This is a genomic window from Streptomyces sp. NPDC090106 (genome assembly GCF_044747265.1).
Lineage (GTDB): Bacteria > Actinomycetota > Actinomycetes > Streptomycetales > Streptomycetaceae > Streptomyces.
In genome coordinates this window covers 95,577-121,023 of sequence record NZ_JBIVDS010000011.1, presented here as the reverse complement: position 1 = coordinate 121,023, position 25,447 = coordinate 95,577, and the positions used below count along the sequence as shown (strand labels likewise).

The window sequence follows — 25,447 nt, the reverse complement described above, 5'->3', positions numbered from 1 at the left end:
GTCACGCGGTGGGCCGTACCCCGGTCACGCCGCCGGCGGCGTTCCGGCGGGGGAGACGGCGTCGGGCTCCGCCAGCAGCGCGGGCACGGTGACGATCTGCATCTCGCGCGTCAGTAGCCGGTGCACGGGACAGCGCCCGGCCGCCGCCAGCAACTGCTCCCGCTGCGCCGGCTCCAGAGCACCGGTCAGCCCCACGTTCTTCACGACGCGCCCCTGCCCGCCGAACCGCACGGCCACGTCCACCCGCTCCAGCGGCCAGCCGCGCCGGTCCGCCAGGGCCCGCACCGCCATGGACGTGCACGAACCCAGCGCGGCCAGCAGCAGTTCACCCGGGGTGGGGCCGGCGTCCGAGCTCGCCGGCTCCGGTTCGTCGGCGGTCAGCATGTGGCTGCCGATCGCGACGGAGCGGGTGAGGCGCTCGCCTTCGGCGACGGACACAAGGCGCGTGTTCATGGGGTCTTCCTATCGGCCGGGACACGGGACCGCGGCGAAACGTGTCCCTGCCCTACAGACCGCACCGGCAGCACACCTGTGACACCCCAGGACAGCCCGCCCGTCAGAGCGCCGAGTCCAGCTGCCGACGCGAGGCGATCCCGAGCTTCGCGTACACCTTGCGCAGATGCCACTCCACGGTGTGCGGGCTCAGGAACAACTGCGCGCCGATCTCGGAGTTGGTCAGTCCGTCCCGGGCCAGCCGCGCGATCTGCGCCTCCTGGGCGGTCAGCGCCGCCGCGGCACCGCCGTCGCGCCGGGCCACCGACTCACCCGCCGCCCGCAGCTCCCGCACCGCACGGCCGGCGAAGCCCTCCGCGCCGAACCGGGTGAACAGGGCGTGCGCCGCGTGCAGTTGCTCCCGGGCGTCACCGCGCCGCCCCTCCCGCCGCAGCCACTCCCCGTACAGCAGATGCGCCCGCGCCCGTTCCATCGCCACCCGGGTCCGCCCGAGCCGCTCGATCGCCTCACGGTGGAGTCCCTCCGCCGTCTCGCCCTCGGCGAGCAGCGCCCGGCAGCGGGCCCCGACCCCCAGCGCCCAGTCCGTGCCGGCGGCCTGTGTGGTCCGCGCGAGCCGGTCCAGGGCGGTCCGGGCGGCGTCGGGGCGACCGCTGCGCACGGCCGCCTCCACCAGCTCGATCAGCCCCCACTGGGCCGCCACCAGGTCCTGCGGATGCGCGCTCGCCGCGAGCGCCGCCGCGAACGCCTCCTCGAACCGGCCCAGACCGTTCAGAAGCACCGCCTCGGCCCTGCGCGCGACGGCCACACCGATGCCCTCACCGCGCCGAACGGCGTTCTCCAGGCCCGCCTCGATCAGCGGCAGGGCCTCGTCCGCCCGCCCCTGCCAGGCGGCCACCGTCACCGTGCCGAACAGGGTGAACGCGCTGCCGACGGCCTCCTGGACGCGGCCGGTCTCCGCGATGAGCTGGGCCGCCTCTTCGAGTTCGCCGGCACAGGTGTGGACGGCCACCCGGGAGTTGAGGGCCAGCGGCAGCTCGGCCAGGGCACCGACCGCGCGGGCGGTCCGCACATGGCGGGCCGCGATCTCCGTCCAGCTCTCGTCGTCCCACATCTCGGCCGCCAGCGCCGACGCCAGCCACGACCAGCGCAGGATCCGCTCCGGGTCGCTCTCGCGGCGGAACAGGTCCAGCACGGCGTGCGCGGAGGGCACCGCGTCGGCGTAGCCGTCGGTGAACCGTGTCGCCAGGGCCTCCAGCAGCAGATCGGCGGTGCGTTCCGGCCCGGCCGGGGACACCGGTGTCCGGGGCGCGGCCTCCGCCACCGCGCGGGCGTCCGCGTCCGTGGCGAGGCGCCCGGCGAACACGGCGGCCGACAAGGCGTCCAGGAACGTCTCATGGGCGAGGCCGGTGTCGAGCGGCAGCAGACGCCGCGCGGTCCCCAGCAGCAGCGGGACCGCCTCGCCCAGACGCCCCGAGGCGAAGGCGATCTGCGCCTGGACCAGATCCGCGCGGGCCCGGTGCGGTGCGTCGAGGGGGCCGCTGCGGGCCAGCGCCAGCAGCTCGCGCGCCGCGGCGGGCGCACCGGCGCGGACCTTCGCCTGCGCCGCGGCCAGGGCCCGCGTCCCCTTGCGGCCCGGGTGGGAGGTCAGGACGGCCGCGTGGGCCAGGAACGCCGCCGCGGCGGAGGTGGCGCCGCGCGCCGCGGCCCGTCCGGCCGACGCCTCCAGCTCGGCGGCGATCGACTCGTCCGGCCGCACGGTCGCCCGCGCCAGATGCCAGGCACGCCGGTCGGGATCGAGGGCGGGGTCGGTCGCCTCCGCCAGCACCCGGTGCGCCTCCCGGAGTTCGGCGAGACCGGCCGAGCGGTACACGGCGGAGCGCAGCAGCGGATGCCGGAACCGTACGAGCCCTCCGACGGCCAGCAGCCCCGCCGCCACGGCCGGGTCGAGCGCGCTCGGACCGACGTCCAGGCGTTCGGCGGCCCGCCGCAGCAGGGCGACGTCACCGATCGGCTCGGCGGCGGCGATCAGCAGCAGCCGCTGCGTCGCGGCGGGCAGGGCGTGCACCCGCGCGAGATAGCTGCGCTCGATACGGCCCGACACGGGGCCGGGGACACCGCGGTGCGGGGCGCCCCCCGTTCCCAGGTCCGGGCGGTCGTGGGGCAGTTCCAGCAGCGCGAGCGGGTTGCCGCCGGCCTCGGCGAGGACACGGTCGCGGACCCGGCGGTCCGTGGGACCGTCCGCCGACGCGTTCAGCAGGGCGCGCGCGTCGGTGTCGTCGAGGCCGCCCACCGTCAGTTCCGGCAGGCCCGCCAGGTCGTCGCGTCCCCGCTGCTCCCGGGAGGCGAAGACCAGCGCGAGCGGTTCGGCGAGCATCCGCCGCGCCACGAACGCCAGGGTCTGCGCGGAGACCCGGTCGAGCCACTGCGTGTCGTCCACGAGGCAGAACAGGGGCTGCTCGGCGGCCACGTCGGTGAGCAGCCCGAGGACGGCGAGGCCGACGAGGAACCGGTCGGGCGGCGGGCCGTCGCTCATCCCGAACGCGGTGGCCAGGGCCTCCCGTTGCGGCGGCGGAAGACGGTCGAGACGGCCGAGGAACGGGGCGCACAACTGGTGCAGCCCCGCGAACGGCAGCTCCATCTCGGACTCGACACCCGCCCCGCGGGCGACACGGTGCCCGGCGACCCGGGCCTCCAGATGGTGCAGCAGCGCGGACTTCCCGATCCCGGCGTCGCCCCGCAGGACCAGAACGGCGCTCCGTCCGGCCTCCACCTCCGCGGCCAGGGCGTCGAGCGCCTCACGCTCACGGCGGCGGCCCCGCAGCTGCCCCGGACCGTTCTCGCTGCTCACGCCGACCCCTGCACGAGCCGGAGCATAACAACCTCACAGGTCGCGACCGCCGCCGCGGTCCGGCGGGACGGCCCGCGCACCGTGACGCGGATCATGGGTCCGGGAGGGCATGGATGCCGTGCGGCGCCCGGTGTTCCCTGGCGGCATGAACGAAGAACGCGCGATCCGTCCCGCCCCCTTCCCCGCCCCGTCCCACTGGATCGACGGCCGTGCCGTGCGCGGCGCGGGACCCCTGGCCGACGTCCTGAACCCCGCCGACGAGTCCGTCGTCGCCACCTTCCACGAGGGCACCGCCGACGACGTGGACCTGGCGGTCGACGCCGCGCTCGCCGCGTTCCCCGGATGGGCGGCGACACCGGTGGAGCACCGGGCCGCCGTCATGCGGCGCCTGGCCGAGGGCCTGGACGCGCACCGCGAGGAACTCGCCGCCACCGTCACCCTGGAGATGGGCGCGCCCATCGCCTTCTCCCGGCAGGCCCAGGTGGGCTTCCCGGTCGCCTCGGTCCTCGCCGCGGTCACGGCGGCCGAGGAGTTCGCCTGGACGTCCCAGGTCGGCAACTCCCTCGTCGTCCGCGAGCCCATCGGCGTCGTCGGCGCGATCACCCCGTGGAACTTCCCGCTCCAGCAACTCGTCACGAAGGTCGTCCCCGCGATGCTCGCGGGCAACACCGTCGTCCTCAAGCCGTCCGAGATCTCCCCGCTCAGCGCGCGGATGTTCGCCGGGATCGCCGCCGAGGCGGGCCTGCCCGACGGTGTGTTCAACGTCGTGCAGGGCACCGGCCCCGTCGTCGGCGAGGCACTGGCCCGGCATCCGAAGGTCGACATGGTCTCCTTCACCGGATCCACCCGCGCCGGGCGGGCCGTGTCCGTCGCCGCCGCCGGCACCGTCAAGCGGGTCGCCCTCGAACTCGGCGGCAAGGCCGCCCACATCGTCCTGCCCGAGGCCGACCTCGACGCCGCCGTCACCCGCGGTCTCGCCTTCGCCTGGGCCAACGCCGGCCAAGCCTGCGGCGCCTACGTCCGGATGCTCGTCCCCCGGGACCTCCAGGACACGGTGGTCGAGAAGCTGCGCGCGGCGGCCGGGGAGTACGTCGTCGGCGACCCCTGCGACGAGGCCACCCGCATCGGCCCCCTCGCCTCCGAGACCCAGCGCCGCCGCGTCGACGACTACATCCGCCGCGGTGTCGCCGACGGCGCCACCCTCGTCGTCGGCGGCCCCGGCCGCCCCGAGGGCCGGCCGACCGGCGCCTACGTGAGGCCCACGATCTTCTCCGACGTCGACCCCGCGTCGGTCATCGCCCAGGAGGAGATCTTCGGCCCCGTCCTCGTCGTCATCCCCTACGCCGACGACGACGAGGCCGTCGAGGTGGCCAACGGCACGATCTACGGCCTCACCGGCGCGGTCACCGGCGACGAGGAGCACGCCCTGGCCATCGCCCGGCGCCTGCGGGTCGGCCAGGTCGACGTCAACGGCGGGCCGCACAACTTCCAGGCGCCCTTCGGCGGGTACAAGCAGTCCGGCAACGGCCGGGAGATGGGCCGCGCCGGTCTGGAGGAGTTCCTGGAGACCAAGGCGATCACCCGATGACACACGGTGTCACGGGAATGCATTGTCCTCGCCACATCGTTCACCCGGGCAGACAGCCGGAGCCGGACATCTGGATAGCCGGATAGCCGGGCGGCCGGGAGCCAGGGAAGCCGCAGAGGACGGGGAGGACGACGATGGCGGACCGAGCGGCGCTGGCGGCCTTCCTCCGGGCCCGCCGCGAGGCGCTCCAGCCGGAGGACGTCGGCCTCCCCCGCGGGCGCCGTCGGCGCACCGGGGGACTGCGCCGCGAGGAGGTCGCGGCCCTGTGCGACCTGTCGGCCGACTACTACGGCCGCCTGGAACAGCCCCGGGGCCCGCATCCCTCGGAACAGATGCTGGCCGCGCTCGCCCGCGGCCTGCGCCTGTCCCTGGAGGAACGGGACCACCTCTTCCGGCTCGGCGGCCACGCCGTGCCCCGCCGGGTGCGGCGCGCGGACCACGTCGACCCGGGCACGATGCGCATCCTGGACCGGCTCGAGGACACCCCGGCCCTGGTGATGAACCACCTCGGGGAGACCCTGCGGCAGACCCGGCCGGCCGTCGCCCTGCTCGGCGACACCATGGCTTACACCGGACCGGCGCGCAGCGCCCACTACCGCTGGTTCACCGACCCCGCCGCCCGGCTGGTCCGTCCGCCGGACGACCACGCGGAGCACAGCCGGCTGATGGTGGCCGACCTCCACGGCGCCCGCACCCGCGACGGCGCGGACTCACGGGCCGCCGAACTCGTCGACGTCCTCGGCCGGGAGAGCGCCGAGTTCGCCGCCATCTGGCGGGAACACCCCGTCCTGGGCCCCGTCTGCGCCCCCAAGCGCTTCCTCCACCCCCAGCTCGGGGAGATGGAACTGCACTGCCAGACACTGCACGACCCCGAACGCTCCCAGCGGCTCGTCGTCTACACCGCGACCCCCGGGACCGAGAGCGACACCGACCTGCGCCTCCTGTCCCTGCTCCCCGACCACCTGTCACAGAACCAGGGCGCGTCCGGTCGTTGACGTATGAGCCGGTCCCGGACGGACCGGTCCCGGACGGACCGGTCCCGGACGAGCCGGTCCCTGAACGCGCGCACCGGTGGCGACGGCCCGGTCACCGTCATCCTGGACGGCGGACGGCGGATGTTCGACGGCCCCGGACTCCACATCACCTCGGAGCCCGCCGGCTACCGCGTGGGCGCCCGGTTCGGCCCGTCCTGACCCACGGCCCCGCGCGGCGTCACAGGTCCCGGTCCGGTGACGCCGTGTCCGACGGGACGTCCCGCATCAGCTCGGCGAGATGGGTGGGAGTGGGCGGAAGGGCCTCGCGCCGCACCCCGGTGGCCGGGGACCACACCAGCGTGACCGTCAGACCGGGGTCCACGTCGGGGTGGTCGGACCGGTGGTGGCTGCCCCGGGTCTCCCTGCGCTGCTTCGCGCACTCCAGCGTCGCGCGCGCCGCGAGCAGGGCGGACCTGAGGTCGTAGGCGTGGGCGAGGTCCTGGAAGCCGCCGATGTCGACATGGACCCCGGCGTCGGCCGCGCGGGCGTCGATCTCGTCCAGCCCGGCGAGCCCGGCGTCCAGCCCTGCCTCGTCGCGGACGGCGCCCGCGTGCTCCGTCATCAGGTGCCGCACCGAGCGCAGCAGTCCGCGGACGTTCTGCTCGCCGTCGGCGGCCAGCAGCCGGGCCGTGTCCGTCTCCGCGGCGCGCACCGCGCCGGGGGAGCGGTGCTGCACGGTGAGCCGGGCCGAGTACTCCGCCGCGGCCCGGCCCGCGATCCGGCCGTGGACGAGGAGTTCGACCAGCGTGTTCTCCTCCAGCCGGCTCGCGCCGTGCAGCCCGCCGGCCGCCTCCCCGACCACGTAGAGCCCGTCGACGTCGCTGCTCTGGTCCTCGGGCCGCACCCGGACGCCGCCCAGGGAGTACCGGGCGGTCGGCGCGACCTCGACCGGGTCACGGGTGAGGTCGCGCGTCCGCACGTCGAGCGGCGTCCGGCGCACCCCGGACAGCCGCGTCAGGACCGTCTCGCGCGAAAGCGGGGACAGGTCGAGCCACACCCCGCCCGCCTGGGTGCCGCGGCCCTCCTTGATCTCCGTGTACGCGGCAGCCGCGACCCGGTCCCGGCTGCCGCGCTCCATGCGCTGGGCGTCGTAGCGGGCCATGAACCGTTCACCGAGGTTGTTGAGGAGCACCCCGCCCGCGGCGCGGGCCGCCTCGTCGACGGGCAGTCCGGCCGTGTGCTCGGGCCCGACCAGGCCGAGGGGGTCGAACTGCACCAGCTCCGGGTCGCGCAGCCGGGCGCCCGCCTCGACGGCCAGCCGGAAGGCGTCCCCGCCGCTCTCGTCACGGCGCGCCGACGTGTGCCGCCAGATACGGGTGTGCCCGCCCGCCGCGAGGATCACGGCGTCGGCGTGCACCAGGTAGCGGGAGCCGTCGGCGAGGTCGAACCCGTAGGCGCCGAACACCGTCCCGTCGTCGACCAGCAGCCGGGTGACGCACACCCCGGTCAGGACGGGGACGCCGAGCTCCGCCGCGCGAGTGCGCAGCGCCCGGTGCAGGTCCGGCCCGCCGTGACCCTCGCGGTCGTGACCGGTGCCGAAGCGTTCCATGTCCTGGAAGGCCCGCTCGGTGTGGCGGGCGACGGTCTGGGCGGCGCCCGGGTCGGCCAGCAGGCGCCCCTCCCGCAGCGTCCGGGCGGCGTGGTGCTGCCACGCGCCCTCGCGGTGGGAACAGGCCGGCGGCAGCGCGCCCGGCCACGACGAGTGCCGGGTCACGGGGGCGGCGGATCCCCCGGCCGCCGCGGCGTGCTCGGGCATCCGCCTGGCCACGGCGACGACCGCGACCCCGGCCTCCGCGACCTCGATGGCCGCACGGAGGCCGGAACCACCCGCTCCCACCACGAGAACGGATGTGGCGAGCTGGTGTCCGAGCGAAGACATGGGGAACCTCCTGCGGCGGCGGGCGGGATCATCGGCACTGGTCGACAAGACAGCGGCCCCGTTTGTGACAGCCTCCGGAGAATTCGGGACGTGGAGACCGTCACAGGCGACGAACACACAGGGTGTGATCGGTTCCGGGTATCGTTGCAAGGCTTGTTCCGACACTGTTGTGGGGCCTCGTTCGTCCCCGAATGTCCCGAGGAGCCGCGTCGCATGATCGCCAGTCCGCTTCCCGACCTGGTCGGCCGGCAACGCGAGTGCGCGGCGCTCGACGACCTGCTGGCCGGGCTGAGCGACGGCGGGTCACAGATCCTGGTGGTCCGCGGCGACGCAGGCATGGGCAAGTCGGTGCTCCTGGAGTACGCCGCCGCGCAGGCGTCCCGGGTGAAGGTGACCTGGGCGCACGGCATCGAGGCGGACATGGAACTGCCCTACGCCAGCCTGCACCAGGTGTGCACGCCCTTCCTCGGCGAACTGGACGACCTTCCCGAACCCCAACGCGACGCCCTGCGCGTCGCGTTCGGCATGGCCGCGGGAGATCCCCCCGACCGGTTCCTGGTCGGCCTGGCCGTCCTCACCCTGCTCACCCGGGCCTCCGAGACCCGCCCGGTGCTCGTCCTCGTCGACGACGCCCAGTGGCTCGACCAAGTCTCCCTCCAGACCCTGGAGTTCGTCGCCCGCCGGCTGCTCGCCGAAGCCGTCGCCATGGCGTTCGCCGTACGCGACCCCGAGGGCGCCGCCGCCCTCAACGGGCTGCCGACCCTCCCGCTCGAAGGCCTCGACACGGTGGCGGCCGGCCGCCTCCTGGAATCCGTCGTCGGCGGACGCCTGGAGAAGCGGGTCCGGGACCGGTTCGTGACCGAGATGGACGGCAACCCGCTCGCGCTGCTGGAGTTCTCCCGAGGCCGCAGCGCCGCCGAACTCGCCTACGGCCTCGACTCGCCGGCCCGTCCCGGCGCCCACTGGCCGGTCGCGAGCCGCGTCGAACGGGACTTCGCCGGCCGTATCGCCTCCCTGCCCGAGGCGACCCGCACCCTGCTGCTGATCGCCGCGGCCGAACCCGTGGGCGACGCACGCCTGTTGGTGCGCGCGGCGGCCCGGCTGGACATCGTCCCCTACGCGGCACCGGCCAAGGCGGCCGGCCTGATCGAGTTCGGGGAGTCCGTCAGGTTCCGCCACCCCCTGGTGCGTTCCGCCGTCCATCAGGGCGCCACCTCCGAGGAACGCCGAGCCGTGCACCGGGCACTGGCCGACGTCACCGACCCGGTCCTGGACCCCGACCGGCGCGCCTGGCACGCCGCCCAGGCCACCGACGGGCCGGACGAGGACGTCGCCGCCGGACTGGAACAGGCCGCCGACCGTGCCCGCCAGCGCGGCGGCATCGCCGCCGAGGCGGTGCTGCTGCAACGCGCCGCCGAGGTCACCCCGGACGCCTGGGCGCGCGGACGCCGGGCGCTGGCCGCCGCCGAGGCGCACTTCTCCGCCGCGGCCCCCGACCGGGCCACCGAACTCGCGACGGTCGCCGAACTCTGCCCCCTGAGCACCCTGGACCGGGCCCGGCTCGCACGCCTGCGGGCCAGGATCCTCTTCGCCCGCAGCCGCGGCGACGAGGCGGCCCCCCTGCTGCTGGAGGCCGCCGCCCAGTTCACCGCCGCCGGATCCCCGCTGGCCCGCGAGACGTACCTGGAGGCGATCAGCGCGACCATCTTCGCCGGCCGCGTCCACGGCCCGACCGGCGCCCGCGCGGCAGCCATCGCCGCCCGTGACTCGGGTGCGCCCCCGTCCGGTTCGGAGGCCGCCGACCGCCTCCTCGACGGCGTCGCCGCGCTCCTCGCGGACGGCTACGAAACCGGGGTCCCCGCCCTTCAGGGCGCGCTGGATCTGCTCATGGACGAGGAACTCGGCACCCGGGAGGCGGTCATGCGCTGGCTGCTGCTCGTCCCGGTCGCCCTGGAGGCGTTCATCCACTACGCCTGGGACCTGCACGCCTGGGACGCGCTGTCGAAACGGGCCGTCCGCCTGGCCCGCGACATCGGAGCCCTCGGCGCCCTGCCCCCGGCCCTCATCTACGCGGGCGGCGTGCACATCCACTACGGCGACTTCGCCGAGGCCGACCGGATGATCGACGAGGCCGACGCCCTGACCGCCGCCACGGGCCACGCCCCGCACCAGTACGCGACGCTGGTCCTGGCCGCCTGGCGCGGTGAGGCGGACGTCGCCACCGGCATCATCGACGAGGCCCGCCAGCGCGCCGAACAGACCGGCGAGGTCTCCCTGCTGGGCGCCACGGGCTACATCCAGGGAGTCCTCTTCAACGGCCTGGGGCGCTACGAGGAGGCCCTGGAGGCCGCCCGGACCGGCATCGAGCACGACGGATTCAACTTCACCGGCCTGTCGCTGGTCGAGCACGTCGAGGCCGCCACCCGCTGCGGTGAACCCGACCAGGCCCGCGCCTCGCTGGCCCGGCTCGTCGAACTCACCCGGGCCGCCGACTCCGGCTGGGCCCGCGGCGCCGCCGCCCGCGGCCGGGCCCTCCTGGCCGACGGCGAGGAGGCCGACCGGCTGTACCGCACCGCGATCGACGAGTTCCGGCGCGGCGGGGTGGCCGTGGAGGTGGCGCGCACCCATCTGCTGTACGGGGAGTGGCTGCGCCGCGGCCAGCGTCGCGCGGCGGCCCGCGACCAACTGCGCACGGCGCACGAGATGTTCGACGGCATGCGCGCGCACGCCTTCGCCGAGCGGGCCCGCCGTGAACTGCTCGCCACCGGCGAGCACGTCAGGGAACGCGAGGACCGGCCGACCAGCGCCCTGACCCCGCAGGAGTTCCAGGTCGCCGCGCTCGCCGCCGACGGCATGACGAACGCGCGGATCGGCGCGGAGCTGTTCATCAGCCCGCACACCGTGGAGTGGCATCTGCGCAAGGTGTACATGAAGCTCGGCATCAACTCCCGCCGCGCGCTGCCCGGTGCCCTGGGCGACGCCCCGGACGCCACCGGCCTCGACGACCAGGACACGATGCGCAGCGCGTGACGCCCCGCCCTCCGTGGGTCGGCGCGGCGCGTGACGTGCGTGGCCCCCCGGGTGCGGGGGAGGCCGGGAGCGGGCCCCATGGGGTCGACCACGGATTCCCCCGTGGGACCCCCGGATGGTCCACGGGGGACCCACGGGGTCCCACGGACCGCACCACGGACAGCAAGGGCGCGGCGGCCGGGGCCCCGCGGCCAGGGTGGAACCACTGCCCCCGACGGGCGTCCTTCCACCCCGAGGAGTTCCCCATGTCCGCGACCGGACCCCGGACCACGACGCCGGACGACCCCGCGCTCACCCACCCGGCCGGGGACGGCATGGACGCCGCCCTCGACACCTTCCTGGCCCAGCGCACCCGGCTCTTCCGCGTCGCCCACCGGATTCTCGGCGATGTCGCCGGAGCCGAGGACGTGGTGCAGGAGGTGTGGCTGCGCTGGCAGCTCACCCGGCGCGAGGAGATCGACAACCCGGCCGCGTTCCTGGTGACGGCGACGACCCGGCTCGCCATCAACGTCGTCCGCTCCGCGCGCCACCGCCACGAGGTCCCGGTCGAGCCGAAGCTCGCCGACCTCGGCGACCGGGCCGCCCAGGACCCCGTGCTGAGCGTCGAGCGGAGCGTGGCGGTCGAGAGCGCCCTGGCCCTGCTCATGGCACGGCTGACGCCGGACCGGCTGGCCGCCTACGTGCTGCGCAAGGGCTTCGGCTACGCCTACGCCGAACTGGCGGCGCTGCTGCGGATCAGCGCCCCGAACGCGCGCGTGGTGGTGCACCGGGCGCAGGCCCGGCTGGAGTCCGGCCGGGAGAAGCCGGTCCCCGCCGAGTCGCACCGCCGCCTCGCCGCCGCGTTCCGCACGGCGGCCGACACCGGGGACCTGGACGGCCTGCTGCGCGTGCTCGCCCCGGCCGGACCCGTGCGGCAGGCCGCGTGACGGTTGTTGAAAGTGTCACACTGTTCAAAATTTGACTGTCACACGCGGGCGAACCATTGTGTTCAAGTGCCAGTGACAACACCGGCGAGACCGCCGAGCAGTGACGAAGGCAAGGAACGCGCGATGTCCGCAGACTCTTCCCAGCAGATCTCCGACCGGATCGCCCACCGGATCTCCGACCAGCCCTCCGACCGGATCTCCGACCAGACCTCCGCCGACACCCATGACCGGACCTTCGCGGGCCACGTGGCCGTCGTCACCGGAGCCGGCTCCGGGATCGGCCGGGCCGTCGCCCTCGCCTTCGCCCGGTCCGGCGCGCACGTGCTCGGGGTCGGCCGGCGCGAGGCACCCCTGAAGGAGACCGCCGCGCTCCACCCCGGCATCGACGTCCTGGCGATGGACATCCGCGGCCCCGGAGCCCCCGCCGAGGTGATCGCGACCGCCGTCCGCCGCTGGGGACGCGTCGACCACCTGGTCAACAACGCCGGTGCCACGGCCGTGATGCCCCTGGCCGACACCGACGAGCGGACCGTCCGCGACCTCCTCGACCTGAACGTCGTCGCACCGAGCCTCCTCGCCCACGCCGCCCTGCCCCACCTGCGCGAGACCTCCGGCACGATCGTCAACCTCTCCAGCACCTACGGCCACCGCCCCATGGCGGGCGGCGCCCACTACGCGGCCACCAAGGCCGCCGTCGAACAGCTCACCCGCAGTTGGGCGCTGGAACTCGCGGGGCAGGGCGTACGGGTCAACGCGATCGCCCCCGGTCCCACGCGCACCGACGTCATGCTGCACGCCGGACTCACCCCCGAGGCCGCCGACGACATGTACGCCTACGAGCGCGACCGCATCCCCACCCACCACATCGCGAGCGCCGACGAGGTCGCCCACTGGGTCCTGCGCATGGCCGAACCGGCCGGACGGCACGCGACCGGCCAGGTCGTCACGGTGGACGGCGGCCTGGAACTCGTCTGACACGGCCCGGGAGGGAAGTCGCCTCACGCGGGGAAGCCGGGGAAGCCCGGGAAGTCGGGGAAGTCGAACAGGCGGTACCCCCACACCGACGTGAAGCCGAACCGCCGGTACAGCGCCTCCCCGGCGGGACTGGCCACCAGGGCCGCCGCGTCCATGCCGCGCTCCCGCCCCACCCGGAGCGCGGCGGCCGTCAACGCGGCCCCCACACCCCGCCGACGGTGCTCCTCGGCCACATGGACGAGGAAGATCCCCGCCACACCGTGGGCGGCGATCACCGTGGTGGTCCCGACCACCTCCCCCTCCAGCACCGCGGCCAGCCGCACGATGTCCGCGCCGTCCGCGCGCCCCGCCTCGGCACGCACCATCCCGGCCTGGAGGTCCGGTCCGACACCCATCGAGGTCCGGTACGTCCGCACCAGCCCGGCCAGCCGTCCGGCGTCCCGCACCTCCTCCACCCGCAGTCCCGCGCAAGGCCGCCCCGGTCCGGCCGGCCCGTCCAGCGAGCGCACCATCACCGGAAGGCTCGCGATCTCCCGGCCGCCGTGACGCCGCAGGAGCCCGGCCGTGCCCGGCGGGCTGTCCGGCCCGACCCACCACCACCAGGGCACCCCCGCCAGCTCCCCGCGGACCGCCGCGACCGACTCCTCCACCGGCCTGTCGGCCCCGGCCGACGGCAGAAGCCGCACCACACCGTTGAACTGCGGGGTGGCCAGCCCACTGCGGAACCGGTCGACACCGATGTCCCCCCTCCGTCCCTCGGCACCCCAACCCAGCAGATACTGACGGAAGGTGGCGAACACCGAAGCCATCGGCACCGGCCGCCCCGTCTCCGCCTCGTCCAGCATTGACACTGTCTCTCCCACCTTGTGGCTACGCACACAGTGTGCACGACCGTGATCACGGCCGCGATCCACGGCTGTCACACATCGGGCTCCGGTCCGGTCAGACCGCGGAGGAGAGGAGGGCGGTCCGATGAAGATCGTCGTGTTCGACGACGGCGGGCTCCTGAGCGTCGAGACGGCGCTGTGGGTCAGGGACCACGGCCACGAGGTGGTCATGGTCCCGGCGCCCGCGGGGCTCGACCCGCTCACCCGGGAGGAGATCGCCGACGCCCTGCACGACTGCGCGGTCGTCATCGACCTCGCCCATCAGCCGTCCCCGGCCACCGGCACGCCCCCGGGCGGCCACGACCACGTCGGGGACGAGGCGTCACGCCTGCGTTCATGGCTCCGTTCCGTCGGCGGACTCCGGCGCGCCGTCCTCGCCGCCGGGGTGCGGCACCACGTGTGCCTCTCCGCGGTCGGCGTGGGCCGGGTACGCGGCCCCGGCGCCTTCCTGGCCCTGCGGGCCCGGGAGGCCATGATCGAGAGCGCGGGCACCCCCTACTCCATCCTCCGCAGCACGCAGTTGTTCGAGGCCGCCGAGGGGATCGCGGACGCGGCCACCGAGGACGGTGTGATCCGGCTGCCCCCGCTGAGGGTGCAGCCGGTGTCGTCGACGGACGTGGCGATGTTCCTCGCGCACCTCGCGGTCTCCCGCCCGGTCGGCGGAGTGCGCGAGATAGCGGGCCCCGAACAGGTCGGCCTGGAACGGTTCCTGCGGATCGCGCTGGCCGCGGAGGCGGCTCCCCACCGCCCGGTCCGCACCCACGCCCACAGCCAGTTCTTCGGCGCCCGCCCGCGCCCCGCGGACCTCCTCCCGGGCCCCGGCGCGTTCGTCGCGCCGACCAGCCACCGGGCATGGCTCGCCGCCCGCCCCACCCCCGACCCAGGAAAGAGCAGCAGATGACGACGACGACACTGGAGATCGAACTGCTCGGCGCGTTCCGCGGCCTCGCGGCCGTACCGCTGCCCTCGGGCACGTCCCGCCCCGACGGACGGCCCCTGCGCCGGTTCGCCGTGGAACTGCACGTCCCGGACGAGCGCCACCGCGAGCTGGAGGGCCAACTCCATGCGGCCGCCACCCCCGAGGGCCCGCACCTGCGCGGGAACGAGGGCCGCTGGCGCGTCCTGGACGGCTGGAGCAAGCTCTCCACGGGACGCCGCCACGAGATCCTCGTCTACCGCGTGGAGATCCAGGAGACGGACATCCAGGAGACGCAGATCGGGGAGACGGACATCCAGGAGACGCAGATCGAGGAGACGGACATCCAGGAGACGGAGATTCACGAGACGGAGATTCACGAGACGGAGATCCAGGGCGCCGAGGGCCGGGAGAGCTGAGCGGCCGGGGCCCGGCCCGGCACACGTGTCACACGGTGCGGCCCTCACCGGTCTTCAGGACGACAATCCGTCGCCGCGCCGCCCGCATCGGCCCGTGCCCCGAGGAGTTCGTGTGACCAGCACCGCCGAGACACCCCCGACACCGTCCCGGGCAGCCCGTTCCGCCCCGCTCGCCCACGTCACCTCCATCGCCGCCGCGGCCGCGATGGGCGGTTTCCTCTTCGGCTACGACAGTTCCGTGATCAACGGCGCGGTCGAGGCGATCCGGGACCGTTACGACGTCGGGTCCGCCCTGCTCGCCCAGGTGATCGCCATCGCCCTGATCGGCTGTGCGATCGGAGCGGCCACGGCGGGCCGGATCGCCGACCGCATCGGCCGTATCCGCTGCATGCGGATCGCCGCGGTCCTGTTCACCGTCAGCGCCGTCGGCTCGGCGCTGCCCTTCGCCCTGTGGGACCTGGCGATGTGGCGGGTCGTCGGCGGGATCGCCATCGGCATGGCGTCCGTGATCGGCCCCGCCTACATCGCCGAGGTCTCCCCGCCCGCCCACCGCGGCCGGCTCGGCTCCTTCCAGCAGGCCGCCATCGTCATCGGCATCGCGATTTCCCAGCTCGTCAACTGGGGCCTGCTGAACGCCGCGGGCGGCGACCAGCGCGGCACGCTGCTCGGCGTCGAGGCCTGGCAGGTCATGCTCGGCGTGATGGTGGTCCCGGCCGTCCTCTACGGCCTGCTGTCCTTCACGATCCCGGAGTCCCCGCGCTTCCTGATCGCCGCCGGCCGGCACGAGGAGGCCCGCCGTGTCCTCGCGGAGGTCGAGGGCGACGGGATCGACGTCGAGGCCCGCGTGGCCGAGATCGGGACGGCCGCGCGAGGCGAGCGGAGGCCGGCCTTCAAGGACCTGCTCGGCGGCGGCTCCTTCTTCAAGCCGATCGTCTGGGTCGGTATCGGCCTGTCGGTGTTCCAGCAGTTCGTCGGCATCAACGTGGCGTTCTACTACTCCTCGACGCTGTGGCAGTCGGTCGGCGTCGACCCGACGGACTCGTTCTTCTACTCGTTCACGACGTCGATCATCAACATCGTCGGCACCGTGATCGCCATGGTCTTCGTGGACCGCGTCGGACGCAGACCGCTGGCGGTGGTCGGCTCGGTCGGCATGGCCGCCGGACTGGCCCTGGAGGCATGGGCGTTCTCCGCCCGCGCGGCGGACGGCGGACTCCCCGCCACACAGGGCTGGGTCGCCCTGATCGCCGCCCACGCCTTCGTCCTCTTCTTCGCCCTGTCGTGGGGTGTCGTCGTCTGGGTGATGCTCGGCGAGATGTTCCCCAACCGGATCCGCGCCGCCGCCCTCGGCGTCGCCGCCTCCGCGCAGTGGATCGCCAACTGGGCCATCACCGCGAGCTTCCCGTCGCTGGCCGACTGGAACCTCTCCGGCACGTACGTGATCTACACGCTCTTCGCCGCGCTCTCCGTCCCCTTCGTCCTCAGGTACGTCGAGGAGACCAAGGGCAAGGCGCTGGAGGACATGGGCTGACCGCCCGCGAGGTGACACCAGGAGGGGGCCGTAAAGGCCAGGGATGACCGGGCACGGCCAGGGGCAACCAGGCACGGCCAGGTGATGGCCCGGCCCCGTACGGCCCCTCCATCCACCCCTACGCCTTCTCGTCCACCCAGCTCATCAGCTTCCGCAGCTGCTTGCCGGTGGTCTCCAGCAGCAGCTCGGAGTCCTGCTTCCGGTACTCCTGGTACCTCTTCAGACCGCCGTGGTACTCGGCCATCCACTCCCGGGCGAAGGTGCCGTCCTGGATCTCGGCGAGGACCTTCCTCATCTCGGCCTTGGTGGCGTCCGTGATGATCCGCGGACCGGTGACGTAGTCGCCCCACTCGGCGGTCTCCGAGATCGACCAGCGCATCTTGCCCAGGCCGCCCTCGTACATGAGGTCGACGATCAGCTTCAGCTCGTGCAGGCACTCGAAGTACGCGATCTCCGGCTGGTATCCGGCGTCGGTCAGCGTCTCGAAACCGGCCTTGACCAGAGCGGTGACACCGCCCGCCAGAACGGCCTGCTCACCGAAGAGATCCGTCTCGGTCTCCTCGGTGAACGTCGTCCTGATGACACCGGCCCGGGTCCCACCGATGCCCTTGGCGTACGACAGGGCCAGCGCGAGCCCGGCGCCGGTCGCGTCCTGCTCCACGGCCACGAGACACGGAACCCCGCGGCCCTCCTCGTACTGACGGCGCACCAGATGGCCCGGCCCCTTGGGCGCGACCATGCACACGTCCACCCCGGCCGGCGGCTTGACGAAGCCGAACCGGATGTTGAACCCATGGCCGAAGAACAGCGCGTCGCCGTCCTCCAGATGCGGGGCGATGTGCTGCTCGTAGATCTCGCCCTGGAGCGGGTCCGGGACCAGGATCATGATGAGGTCGGCCTCGGCGGCGGCCTCGGCGACCGTCACCACCCGCAGGCCCTGCTCCTCGGCCACGGCCCGGGACCGGGAGTCCTCGTGCAGACCCACCCGCACGTCGACGCCGGAGTCCCGCAGGGACAGCGCATGGGCGTGGCCCTGGCTGCCGTAACCGATGACCGCGACCTTGCGGCCCTGGACGAGGGACAGATCGGCGTCCGAGTCGTAGAACAGCTCTGCCATGGAACACACCTTTCAACGATGACATTGACACTATCGCACGGTCGATGGGTGTCGGATGCGTGGGAAACCGTAAGACAGTGTCATGTGCGGGGGCCCCGGGGCGGCGCGCGGCGCCTGTCACAGATGCCAGGACTCACCGGTCAGTGGTGTGACCTCGGAGGGTGTGCCCACACCGTCAGCACCCCTCGACTCCACCAAGCCGAGACGAGCCTTCCGCCATGCCCGGAACCCCGACCACCCCCACCTCCACGACCGCCGCCGCCACGACCGGCATCACCACCCTCGAAGACCTCCGCACACATCTGCAATGGGCGATCGAGATCGAACACTCCACCCTGCCGCCGTACCTGACGGCGCTCTACTCCCTCGACGCCGAACGCAACCCGGACGCCGTCCAGTTGATCGGCGGGGTGTTCGTCGAGGAGATGATCCATCTCGCCCTGGTCGCGAACCTGCTGAACGCGGTCGGCGGCCGACCCCGCCTGGACGCACCGCACATGCTGGCGCAGCATCCGCGAACCATGCCGCACGCCGACCCCTCCATCGAGCTGTCGCTCCTGCCGTTCGGCGAGGAGGCCCTCGCGATGTTCCTGCGCCTGGAACAGCCCGCGCACCCCGGGGACCTCGCGGAGAGCGACCACTACGAGACGATCGGGCAGTTCTACGACGCGGTCGAGAAGGGTCTGCGGGCCCTGTGCGCCGAACTCGGCGAGGAGCAGGTCTTCACCGGCGACCCCGCCCGTCAGGTCTCCGGCGGCCCCTTCGCCCACACCGCCGGTCACCTCGCCCCCGTCACCGACCTGAGCAGCGCGCTCGCGGCGCTGGAGGAGATCGTCGAACAGGGGGAGGGCGCGGCCCGCGCCGACGTCTGGGACGGTGACAAGGACCTGTTCCACCCCGAGACCCAGGCCGTCTCGCACTACTACCGGTTCCAGGAACTCGCCGTGGGACGGCGCTACCAACCCGGTGACACCCCGGAGTCCGGCCCCACCGGCGACCCCGTCACCGTCGACCCGGCGGGAGTGCGTCCGTTGCGCCCCGATCAGCGGCTGGCGGACCACCCCGAGGGCAGCCCGATCCGCACCGCGCAGGAGGCCTTCAACCAGACCTACTGCAAGATGCTCCAGATGCTGGAGCAGGCGTTCAACGGCAACCCGGCGATGCTCGGTATGTCGGTCGGCACGATGTACGCGGCCAAGGGCCAGGCGCAGAGCCTGATGGCCCTGCTGGACGACGACGGCCTGGCCGCCGCCCCGACCTTCGAGTACGTCGCCCCCGAGGACCGGCTCTAGGGTGCACCGCACCCCCGATGCTCCGTCGCCGGGGCACCACGCGCCGACGGCGGAGCCGCAGGACGGGGGGTCAGGGGCGAGTCGCGGCGGGCCGACCGAGGACGAGCGACCCTGCGATGAGCAGGGAGACGATCGCGCCGGTGCACAGCACGGGGTACGGCGCGGCCGTCGAGGCGAGGACGGCGACGGCGGCGACCGGCGCGAGTGCGTCGGCCGCCCTGGACACCTGGGCGATGCGCCGGTGCAGCAGCCACACGCAGACGACGAAGAGGGCGACGGGCACCGTGTAGACGGCGGCGGCCTGGACGTCGGTGAGCGCACGGCTGCCGGTGGCGTGGGCGACCTCGACCGCGAGCCCCGCGCCGACGGCAGCGGCTGCCGCGAACACGACGTAGTGGCCGTAGCCCCACAGCATTGCCGTCCGCTGCGTCCGGAGACGGCGCGGCGCGTCCTGTGCGAAGTACAGCCACCACAGGGCGAAGACGGTCAGCAGCCCGCCCAGCGCGATGGGCAGGACGGATCCGAGGCCGGCGTGACCGTCGAGTGCGGCACCGACGGCGACGCAGGCCGCCATCACGGACTCGCCGAGCACGATCAGGGTGAACAGCCCGTACCGCTCGGCTATGTGCCGCGGATGCCAGGTGGTGCCCTCGGCCCGCTCCGCCCAGACCGGCACGGCGAGTTCCAGCACGGCGAGCACCGCGAACGTGACCGTCCCGCCACCGTGCGGCAGAGCCAGCCGCAGCAGCCAGCCGAGCTGGAGGACGAGGATGCCGACGGCGTAGCGCAGGGCGGAGCGCCGACGCGCGCGGTCCGTGCAGGCGGCACGCACCCACTGACTGACCATGGCCAGCCGCATCACCACGTACCCCCAGGTGATGACGGTGAAGTCCCCGTGTTCCAGGGCCTTTCCGGCGCCGGCGGCCATCACGAGCGTGCCGACGATCTGCACCAGCGTCAGCAGCCGGTACGCCACGTCGTCCGTGTCGTACGCCGAGGCGAACCAGGTGAAGTTCATCCAGGCCCACCAGATCGCGAAGAACACCAGGGCGTAGCCGACCAGTCCCCGTCCCGCGTGCCCCGACGCCACCTCGTGCTCGAACGCGGACGACGCCTGCGCCACGGCGGCGACGAAACAGAGATCGAAGAACAGCTCCAGCGCGCTGGCGGCGCGATGCTCCTCACTCGCCCGGCGCCCCAGCATGGGCTGGTACCAGGCACTGAACACATTCGAGGACTGACTCATGACGCCCTGATCCTGACCTCTCGGACGAAACCGCATCGACGACGGCCACCGGCTGGCCGCCGTTGTCTACGACCGGGTCGGGCGGGGTTCTGTGACAGGTGTCCGTCGGACGGCGACGAGGATCACCGGCATTACTTGGCTAGCCACATATCCGGTGCTACTTTTATGTGGCTGGCCACATTAAGAGGGCTGGTGTCGGTTCGCGATCATGGAGGACAGTTATGAGGGCTATGAAGGCCATGAGGGTCATGAAGGCTGTCGTTTTCGACGCGTTCGGTGGTATCGAGGTTCTGCGTGAGGCGGAGCTGGAGGTTCCCGAGCCCGGTCCCGGGCAGGTCCGGGTGCGGGTGAAGGCCGTCGGGGTGAATCCGGTGGACGGCAAGATCCGTGCCGGGGGTATGGAGGCCGTCTTCCCGACCGCGCTCCCGGCGGTTCCCGGTGGTGAGATCGCCGGTGTGGTGGACGCCGTGGGCGAGGGCGTCGGCCTGAAGGTGGGGGATGAGGTCCTGGGCTGGTCCGACACCGGGTCCTACGCCCAGTACGCTCTGGCCTCCGCCGATGTTCTGGCCCCGAAGCCTGCCGCACTGGACTGGACGCATGCCGCCGCCCTGCCGGTCGCCACCGACGGTGCTGAACGTGTCCTGGACCTGCTGGACGTCGGCGCCGGCGACACCCTCCTCATCCACGGGGCGTCCGGGGCGTTGGGCACCATCGCCGTCCAGCTCGCCGTCGCCCGCGGCGCCCGTGTCCTTGGCACCGCCTCGCCCGTCAACCAGGAGTACGTCACCTCCCTCGGCGCCACTGCCCTCGTCTACGGCGACCAGCTCGTCGAACGGGTCCGCGCGCTGGCCCCCGAAGGAGTGGACGCGGTCTTCGACGCCGCGGGCAAGGGCGCGCTGGAGGACTCCATCGCCCTGCGCGGCACGACCGACCGGATCGTCACCACTGCCGACTTCCGCGCCCGTGAACTCGGTGTCGTCTTCGCCGAGGGCCCCCAGCGGCGCTCCGCCGCCCGGCTGGCCGAACTGGCCCGGCAGGCCGCCGACGGCACCCTGGTCACCACGATCAGCGTCACCCATCCCCTGACGGACGCGGCCAAGGCCCAGCAGGCCAGCGACGCCGGCCACAACCGAGGCAAGATCGTCCTCACCGTCAACTGACCCCGCACGACGAGGAACAGACCATGCCCGACACCCCCGCCCCCGCGCCCGATCCCGCCCCGGCCGCCGACCCCGCCCTCCCCGACACCGCACGCGACGGACGCCTGAGCTACGCCGTCTTCCAGCTCGCCCGCGCCCACCGCGCCCACGCCGCCACCATGCTCCGCGCGCTGAACCTGCACCCCGGCCAGGAACTCCTGCTGATGCAGCTCTTCGACCGCGACCACCGGACCCAGGCGGAACTCCTCGACCACGCGGGCCTCGACCACTCCACCGTCTCCAAATCCCTGCGCCGCATGCAGGAGGCGGGACTGCTGACCCGCGAGCCCGCCGAGCACGACCGGCGCGTCATGGTCGTCCACCTCACCGACCAGGGCCGCGCCCTCCAAGAACCCATCGCCGACATGTGGCGCGCCCTGGAGGAGATCTCCGTACGCGAACTCACCACCGAGCAGGCCGAGTCGTTCACCACCTGGGCCCGCACCATCGAGAAGTCCCTCAAGGACCACGCCCGGCGGTCGACGACGGAGTGACTGCTGGATCGGAGGGCTTTGGCGGAGTGACCTCCGGACGACCGGTTCCCGGCGGAGTGGCCGTCGGATCACCGGTGTTCGGTGGAGTGGCCGCTGGATCGCCGACTCCCGGTGGAGTGACCGTCGGATCACCGGTTCTCGGTGGAGTGGTTGCCGGGTGGCCAGCTTCCGGCGGTGGTTGCCGGGCTGCTGGTCGACGGCGGAGTGGCTGCTGGACCGCAGGCCTCCGGCGAAGTGACCGCCTGACCGCCGGCCGACGTGGGAGTCACCGTCGGACCGCCGGTCTCCGACGGAGTGACTACCGGACCGCCGACTGACGACGGAGTGGCTACCGGACCACTGGCGGTCTGACGGAGTCACCGCCGGACCGCCCGTCCGCCGGACCACCCACCGTCGGCTCCCGATCGACTGACCGACGAACTGCCGGGCGAGCGGCCCACGCTCCCGGGTCGCCCCGCCGACACCCCCGCTCCCCGCTCTCGGTGACGCGTACCGGGACGGGGCGGACGAAGGAGCCTTCACCACCGACGACCGCAGATGCCTCGAACTGATCGCCGACACTCTGCCAGTACCCCTCCGTCAGCATCGTGCCTCCGGCGCCCCTCCTCCGGCGCCCCTCCTCCGGCGCCCCTCCTCCGGCGCCCCTCCTCCGGCGCCCCTCCTCCGGCCCCCTGCGCCGGCACCGTCCCGCCGGCACCCCTCCGTCAGCCTTCTCCGACAGCCCCCCGGCGGCACGCTCTGCCAGCCCTCCCTCCGGCCCCCCCGAAATCCCTCCGCCCCTGCCCACGCACGCCCCGCCTACTCGCCGGCGAGCAGGCGCGCCGGTGAAGTGCGGTGCAGCCCGCGGATGCTGAGCGCGAGGACCCCGCAGACGAGGGCGACGCCCGCCAGGGTCGACAGCGCAGCCGCCCCGGTCATGACCAGGAACCGCCCGCCCCACAGGCCCCGGCCCACCGCGAGGACCGTGGCAAGTCCCGCCGCCGCACCGGTGATTCCGCCCAGGAGGGCGAGCCCGGCCCCCTCGTACAGGGCGAGGCGCCCGAGTTCGCGCCGCGACCAGCCGGAGGCGCTCAACACGGCCAGGTCGGCCGCCCGTTCACGCAGGGAGAGGATCAGGACGTCGACCGCGCCGGCCGCGCCGAGCAGCAGGGTCAGCGCGACGCTGAGATAGTCGGCCGCCCGGGCCTGCGCCACGACGGCGTTGCCCAGCAGCGACCCCGCCACCTCACCCTGGAAGGCGAGCGTCAGCGTGAGCAGCACGGTGAACGCGGCCACACCGAGCGCGAGTCCGGCGGCGCCCAGCGCGGTACGCCCCGGCACCCGCACCAGGTTGTTGAGGGCGAGGCCGACGACCGAACGGGCGCCCGCCGCGCGCCGCGCCCCGGTGACCGGGGGAGTGACGGCGTCCAACGGCTGGACCCGGGTGGCCCGCCACGCGGGGAGCAGTCCGGCGGCCAGCGTGAGCAGCAGCGCGACGGGCAGGACGAGGGCCGCCTTGGCCGTCGAAACGGGCAGGCCGAGCAGGGCTCCCAGGCCACGGGCGAGGAGGGCACCGAGGGTGCCCGCGCCGAGCCCGATCACCGCGAGCTCGCCGAGGATGAGCCGGAGGATCTCCGATGCGCTCCACCCGACGCAACGCAGGGTGCCGATCTCGGAGCGCCGGGAGCGTACGGAGGCCAGCGCGGCCTGCCCGACGAACAGGGCGCAGACCACCAGGACCAGGCCGAACAGGACCGCGCTCTTGGTGTCCACCGCCCTGAGGATTCTCAGGGCGACCCCCTTGGCCACCCAGTACTCGGTGACCTTGACGTTCTGGGGCAGGGCCACCGTCTGGGGCGCCGGGGAGCTGCCGACGGTCACGTCGACCTGGAGGTTCGGGTAGGCGGCGCGGATCTGCCCGGCGACGGAGTTGACGCGGGCGCGGGAGGCCGGGTCGACCCCGGTGACCCCGGCGACCCGGATGCGCACCGCGCTGACCGGCGCCTTCTCCTGCGCTGTGGGCTTCCTGCGGCTGTGGGTGATGACCGAGAGGGAGTCCATCGTGGTGAGCAGGGTGGGCGGCGGGCTGAGATAGCCGCCGAGGTTGCGGTCCGGCAGCAGCGGCCGGTCGCCGAGCAGCGCCCGGGACCGCTCGTCCGCACCGGTGACCTGCGGCGAGCGGTAGGTCTCCAGGGGGACCTGGGAGAGCGTGGAGAACCCGCGGAGCCGGTCGGTGTCGTAGCGGCCCACGATGTTCAGGATCGGCGTCGCGCCCCGCCCGGCGTTCTCGTAGTCGCAGCTCTTGGTGTTCATGCACGTCGTGGAGGCGTGGGCGGTGACCTCGCGGTACTGGGTGCCCTCGTTCTCCTCCGGGACGTTGGCCACCAGGCCGTCCTCCCAGTTGGTCTTCCACAGGTCGGGTGACTGGGCGGGCCGGGTGCGCGCGGTGAGGCCGTCCCCGGTGGGGGCGTAGTCGACGGGGCCGACGGTCCAGTACACGGGTATCTCGAAGTCGTCCGCGGTCGTCACGGTGCGCAGGCCCGCGCCGAGGTCGGCGCCCGCCCGGCCCAGTTCCGTGCCCTTCAGCGCGTTCACGAAGTCGTGCGCCCGGGGACTGCTCAGCCTGGCGGCGAGGGTGGCCGGGTCGCCGACGTCGAGCCGCCGCACGGTCGCCTCCAGGGTGCCGGCGGTCAGGGCGCGGTCGCTGAGGACCACCGGGACCTGCCAGTCGTGCTGGCGTTCGGACTCCACGGGGTTGAGGTCGAAGGCGTCCGGTCCCCAGAAGGGCCGGTCCTTCGCGGTGAGCATCCGGCCGGAGGAGACCGCGGAACGCAGACCCACCAACGCGTCCTCCGCGACCGGGTCGATCGCCGACAGCAGTACGGGGTAGGCCACCGGGACACGCGCGACGGCCTCGCCGTCGCCCGGGACGCAGGTCATGCGGGAACGGGCGTCGGGGGTGAACGCCGACTTCGGCACCGGGTTCCACACGAACAGCGGCTGTGGCAGCCGCTCGCCCAGGATGTCGTAGGTGTCGCCCTTCTTGTCCTCGTTGTAGAACCAGCACACCGCGTACCGGTCCGCGCCGTCGATCTCGTGCTGGAGACCGGGCCAGAGGGTCTCGTCCTTGTTCCACTTCTGGTGGGTGACGATGGGGTTGCGGGTGAGGTAGACGTACTGGTCGGCGACCGGATAGCTGCCCAGACCCACCGTCAGACGCGGTGTCAGACGCAGGAGTTGGGCGGGTTCGTCGCTGTCCCGGAACGCGGAGACGTCCACCGGGACCGTGCTCTGCACCATCAGATAGCCGACGTTGGCGACGGGCGCGGCCGTCTCCACACCGGCGAGGTCCTTGATCCGCTCGTACTGGCCGAGCGTGATGCCGCCGAAGACCCCCGAGAGGAAGTTCGCCTCCACCAGGCCCCGTTCACGTTCGACGGCGGTGCCGGTGCCCGGCGGGCGCACCAGGATGTCGTAGGCGGAGCGCGCGCTGTCCTCGACGAGTCCGGTCGTACGGGCCTGGCTGGTGGTGACCGTCGAGGTGAGCAGGGTGAAGCCGGTGGCCGCGACCAGGATGGCCGAGGTGAGCGCCAGGGCGCGGGCACGGCGCCGCCGCAACTGGGAGAGGATCATG

General features: G+C 73.5%; 19 protein-coding genes. 12 read left to right on the top strand and 7 right to left on the bottom strand.

The window, feature by feature from the left end:
• Positions 1 to 24: 24 nt before the first annotated feature.
• Both ACIPSE_RS32215 and ACIPSE_RS32210 read right to left on the bottom strand, forming a co-directional pair.
• Complete coding sequence (locus ACIPSE_RS32215; RefSeq protein ID WP_401669508.1) at positions 25 to 453, bottom strand: OsmC family protein; 429 nt, start codon at positions 451 to 453, stop codon at positions 25 to 27.
• 103 nt (positions 454 to 556) lie between these two features.
• Entirely contained in the window at positions 557 to 3,301 is a 2,745-nt protein-coding gene (locus ACIPSE_RS32210; protein WP_401669506.1) for an AAA family ATPase, read from the bottom strand.
• Positions 3,302 to 3,446: 145 nt separating this feature from the next.
• Here ACIPSE_RS32210 and ACIPSE_RS32205 point away from each other — a divergent pair, with 145 nt between their 5' ends.
• The 3 genes from ACIPSE_RS32205 to ACIPSE_RS32195 all read left to right on the top strand — a co-directional run bounded on the left by ACIPSE_RS32205 (position 3,447) and on the right by ACIPSE_RS32195 (position 6,082).
• A complete protein-coding gene (locus tag ACIPSE_RS32205; RefSeq protein WP_401669504.1) occupies positions 3,447 to 4,889 on the top strand; it encodes an aldehyde dehydrogenase family protein in 1,443 nt (480 codons plus the stop codon).
• A 134-nt stretch (positions 4,890 to 5,023) separates the two neighbouring features.
• Positions 5,024 to 5,884, top strand: coding sequence for a helix-turn-helix transcriptional regulator (locus tag ACIPSE_RS32200; RefSeq protein WP_401669502.1), 861 nt, complete (start codon positions 5,024 to 5,026; stop codon positions 5,882 to 5,884).
• A 3-nt stretch (positions 5,885 to 5,887) separates the two neighbouring features.
• Positions 5,888 to 6,082 carry a hypothetical protein gene (locus ACIPSE_RS32195; protein ID WP_401669500.1) on the top strand — a complete coding sequence of 65 codons (195 nt, stop codon included), beginning with the start codon at positions 5,888 to 5,890 and terminating at the stop codon, positions 6,080 to 6,082.
• 19 nt (positions 6,083 to 6,101) lie between these two features.
• Here the strand turns inward: ACIPSE_RS32195 and ACIPSE_RS32190 are convergent, their stop codons facing one another.
• A complete protein-coding gene (locus ACIPSE_RS32190) occupies positions 6,102 to 7,802 on the bottom strand; it encodes an FAD-binding protein (RefSeq protein ID WP_401669498.1) in 1,701 nt (566 codons plus the stop codon).
• A 213-nt stretch (positions 7,803 to 8,015) separates the two neighbouring features.
• Between ACIPSE_RS32190 and ACIPSE_RS32185 the strand changes: the two genes are divergently transcribed.
• From ACIPSE_RS32185 to ACIPSE_RS32175, 3 genes are all read left to right on the top strand, one after another.
• Positions 8,016 to 10,832: an AAA family ATPase gene (locus ACIPSE_RS32185; RefSeq protein WP_401669495.1), complete on the top strand. Its 2,817-nt coding sequence runs from the start codon at positions 8,016 to 8,018 to the stop codon at positions 10,830 to 10,832.
• 245 nt (positions 10,833 to 11,077) lie between these two features.
• Positions 11,078 to 11,758 (top strand): sigma factor, encoded by a 681-nt coding sequence (locus ACIPSE_RS32180; RefSeq protein WP_401669493.1) that lies wholly within the window; start codon positions 11,078 to 11,080, stop codon positions 11,756 to 11,758.
• Between the two features lie 123 nt (positions 11,759 to 11,881).
• Positions 11,882 to 12,733 carry an SDR family NAD(P)-dependent oxidoreductase gene (locus ACIPSE_RS32175; RefSeq protein ID WP_401669490.1) on the top strand — a complete coding sequence of 284 codons (852 nt, stop codon included), beginning with the start codon at positions 11,882 to 11,884 and terminating at the stop codon, positions 12,731 to 12,733.
• Between the two features lie 23 nt (positions 12,734 to 12,756).
• Here ACIPSE_RS32175 and ACIPSE_RS32170 read toward each other — a convergent pair whose 3' ends face one another.
• Complete coding sequence (locus ACIPSE_RS32170) at positions 12,757 to 13,578, bottom strand: GNAT family N-acetyltransferase (protein ID WP_401669980.1); 822 nt, start codon at positions 13,576 to 13,578, stop codon at positions 12,757 to 12,759.
• Positions 13,579 to 13,705: 127 nt separating this feature from the next.
• On the opposite strand from ACIPSE_RS32170, the gene ACIPSE_RS32165 reads away from it, so the two are divergent.
• The 3 genes from ACIPSE_RS32165 (at position 13,706) to ACIPSE_RS32155 (ending at position 16,486) form a co-directional block, all read left to right on the top strand.
• The gene (locus ACIPSE_RS32165; protein WP_401669488.1) at positions 13,706 to 14,521 is read left to right on the top strand and encodes an SDR family oxidoreductase; all 816 of its coding nucleotides are present in this window, start codon (positions 13,706 to 13,708) and stop codon (positions 14,519 to 14,521) included.
• Positions 14,518 to 14,955, top strand: coding sequence for a hypothetical protein (locus ACIPSE_RS32160; protein ID WP_401669486.1), 438 nt, complete (start codon positions 14,518 to 14,520; stop codon positions 14,953 to 14,955). The genes ACIPSE_RS32165 and ACIPSE_RS32160 overlap by 4 nt, the downstream gene beginning before the upstream one ends.
• Positions 14,956 to 15,067: 112 nt before the next feature.
• On the top strand, positions 15,068 to 16,486 hold the full coding sequence (locus ACIPSE_RS32155; protein ID WP_401669484.1) for a sugar porter family MFS transporter: 1,419 nt from the start codon (positions 15,068 to 15,070) through the stop codon (positions 16,484 to 16,486).
• A 118-nt stretch (positions 16,487 to 16,604) separates the two neighbouring features.
• On the opposite strand, the gene ilvC is transcribed toward ACIPSE_RS32155, so the two are convergent.
• On the bottom strand, positions 16,605 to 17,603 hold the full coding sequence (gene ilvC, locus ACIPSE_RS32150) for a ketol-acid reductoisomerase (RefSeq protein WP_401669482.1): 999 nt from the start codon (positions 17,601 to 17,603) through the stop codon (positions 16,605 to 16,607).
• Positions 17,604 to 17,821: 218 nt separating this feature from the next.
• On the opposite strand from ilvC, the gene ACIPSE_RS32145 reads away from it, so the two are divergent.
• Complete coding sequence (locus ACIPSE_RS32145) at positions 17,822 to 18,895, top strand: ferritin-like protein (RefSeq protein WP_401669480.1); 1,074 nt, start codon at positions 17,822 to 17,824, stop codon at positions 18,893 to 18,895.
• A gap of 70 nt (positions 18,896 to 18,965) precedes the next feature.
• Here ACIPSE_RS32145 and ACIPSE_RS32140 read toward each other — a convergent pair whose 3' ends face one another.
• Positions 18,966 to 20,141 (bottom strand): low temperature requirement protein A, encoded by a 1,176-nt coding sequence (locus ACIPSE_RS32140; protein ID WP_401669478.1) that lies wholly within the window; start codon positions 20,139 to 20,141, stop codon positions 18,966 to 18,968.
• Positions 20,142 to 20,389: 248 nt separating this feature from the next.
• Here ACIPSE_RS32140 and ACIPSE_RS32135 point away from each other — a divergent pair, with 248 nt between their 5' ends.
• Positions 20,390 to 21,301 carry an NADP-dependent oxidoreductase gene (locus ACIPSE_RS32135; RefSeq protein WP_401669476.1) on the top strand — a complete coding sequence of 304 codons (912 nt, stop codon included), beginning with the start codon at positions 20,390 to 20,392 and terminating at the stop codon, positions 21,299 to 21,301.
• Positions 21,302 to 21,324: 23 nt separating this feature from the next.
• A complete protein-coding gene (locus ACIPSE_RS32130; protein WP_401669474.1) occupies positions 21,325 to 21,834 on the top strand; it encodes a MarR family winged helix-turn-helix transcriptional regulator in 510 nt (169 codons plus the stop codon).
• Between the two features lie 798 nt (positions 21,835 to 22,632).
• Here ACIPSE_RS32130 and ACIPSE_RS32125 read toward each other — a convergent pair.
• On the bottom strand, positions 22,633 to 25,446 hold the full coding sequence (locus ACIPSE_RS32125; RefSeq protein WP_401669977.1) for an FtsX-like permease family protein: 2,814 nt from the start codon (positions 25,444 to 25,446) through the stop codon (positions 22,633 to 22,635).
• Position 25,447 lies beyond the last annotated feature (1 nt).

Excerpts from the sequence above, each read along its gene's own strand:
- ACIPSE_RS32215 (WP_401669508.1), bottom strand. The coding sequence starts at position 453 with ATGAACACGCGCCTTGTGTCCGTCGCCGAAGGCGAGCGCCTCACCCGC.
- ACIPSE_RS32205 (WP_401669504.1), top strand. The coding sequence starts at position 3,447 with ATGAACGAAGAACGCGCGATCCGTCCCGCCCCCTTCCCCGCCCCGTCC.
- ACIPSE_RS32200 (WP_401669502.1), top strand. The coding sequence starts at position 5,024 with ATGGCGGACCGAGCGGCGCTGGCGGCCTTCCTCCGGGCCCGCCGCGAG.
- ACIPSE_RS32195 (WP_401669500.1), top strand. The coding sequence starts at position 5,888 with ATGAGCCGGTCCCGGACGGACCGGTCCCGGACGGACCGGTCCCGGACG.
- ACIPSE_RS32190 (WP_401669498.1), bottom strand. The coding sequence starts at position 7,802 with ATGTCTTCGCTCGGACACCAGCTCGCCACATCCGTTCTCGTGGTGGGA.
- ACIPSE_RS32185 (WP_401669495.1), top strand. The coding sequence starts at position 8,016 with ATGATCGCCAGTCCGCTTCCCGACCTGGTCGGCCGGCAACGCGAGTGC.
- ACIPSE_RS32180 (WP_401669493.1), top strand. The coding sequence starts at position 11,078 with ATGTCCGCGACCGGACCCCGGACCACGACGCCGGACGACCCCGCGCTC.
- ACIPSE_RS32175 (WP_401669490.1), top strand. The coding sequence starts at position 11,882 with ATGTCCGCAGACTCTTCCCAGCAGATCTCCGACCGGATCGCCCACCGG.
- ACIPSE_RS32170 (WP_401669980.1), bottom strand. The coding sequence starts at position 13,578 with ATGCTGGACGAGGCGGAGACGGGGCGGCCGGTGCCGATGGCTTCGGTG.
- ACIPSE_RS32165 (WP_401669488.1), top strand. The coding sequence starts at position 13,706 with ATGAAGATCGTCGTGTTCGACGACGGCGGGCTCCTGAGCGTCGAGACG.
- ACIPSE_RS32160 (WP_401669486.1), top strand. The coding sequence starts at position 14,518 with ATGACGACGACGACACTGGAGATCGAACTGCTCGGCGCGTTCCGCGGC.
- ilvC (WP_401669482.1), bottom strand. The coding sequence starts at position 17,603 with ATGGCAGAGCTGTTCTACGACTCGGACGCCGATCTGTCCCTCGTCCAG.
- ACIPSE_RS32145 (WP_401669480.1), top strand. The coding sequence starts at position 17,822 with ATGCCCGGAACCCCGACCACCCCCACCTCCACGACCGCCGCCGCCACG.
- ACIPSE_RS32140 (WP_401669478.1), bottom strand. The coding sequence starts at position 20,141 with ATGAGTCAGTCCTCGAATGTGTTCAGTGCCTGGTACCAGCCCATGCTG.
- ACIPSE_RS32135 (WP_401669476.1), top strand. The coding sequence starts at position 20,390 with ATGAAGGCTGTCGTTTTCGACGCGTTCGGTGGTATCGAGGTTCTGCGT.
- ACIPSE_RS32130 (WP_401669474.1), top strand. The coding sequence starts at position 21,325 with ATGCCCGACACCCCCGCCCCCGCGCCCGATCCCGCCCCGGCCGCCGAC.
- ACIPSE_RS32125 (WP_401669977.1), bottom strand. The coding sequence starts at position 25,446 with ATGATCCTCTCCCAGTTGCGGCGGCGCCGTGCCCGCGCCCTGGCGCTC.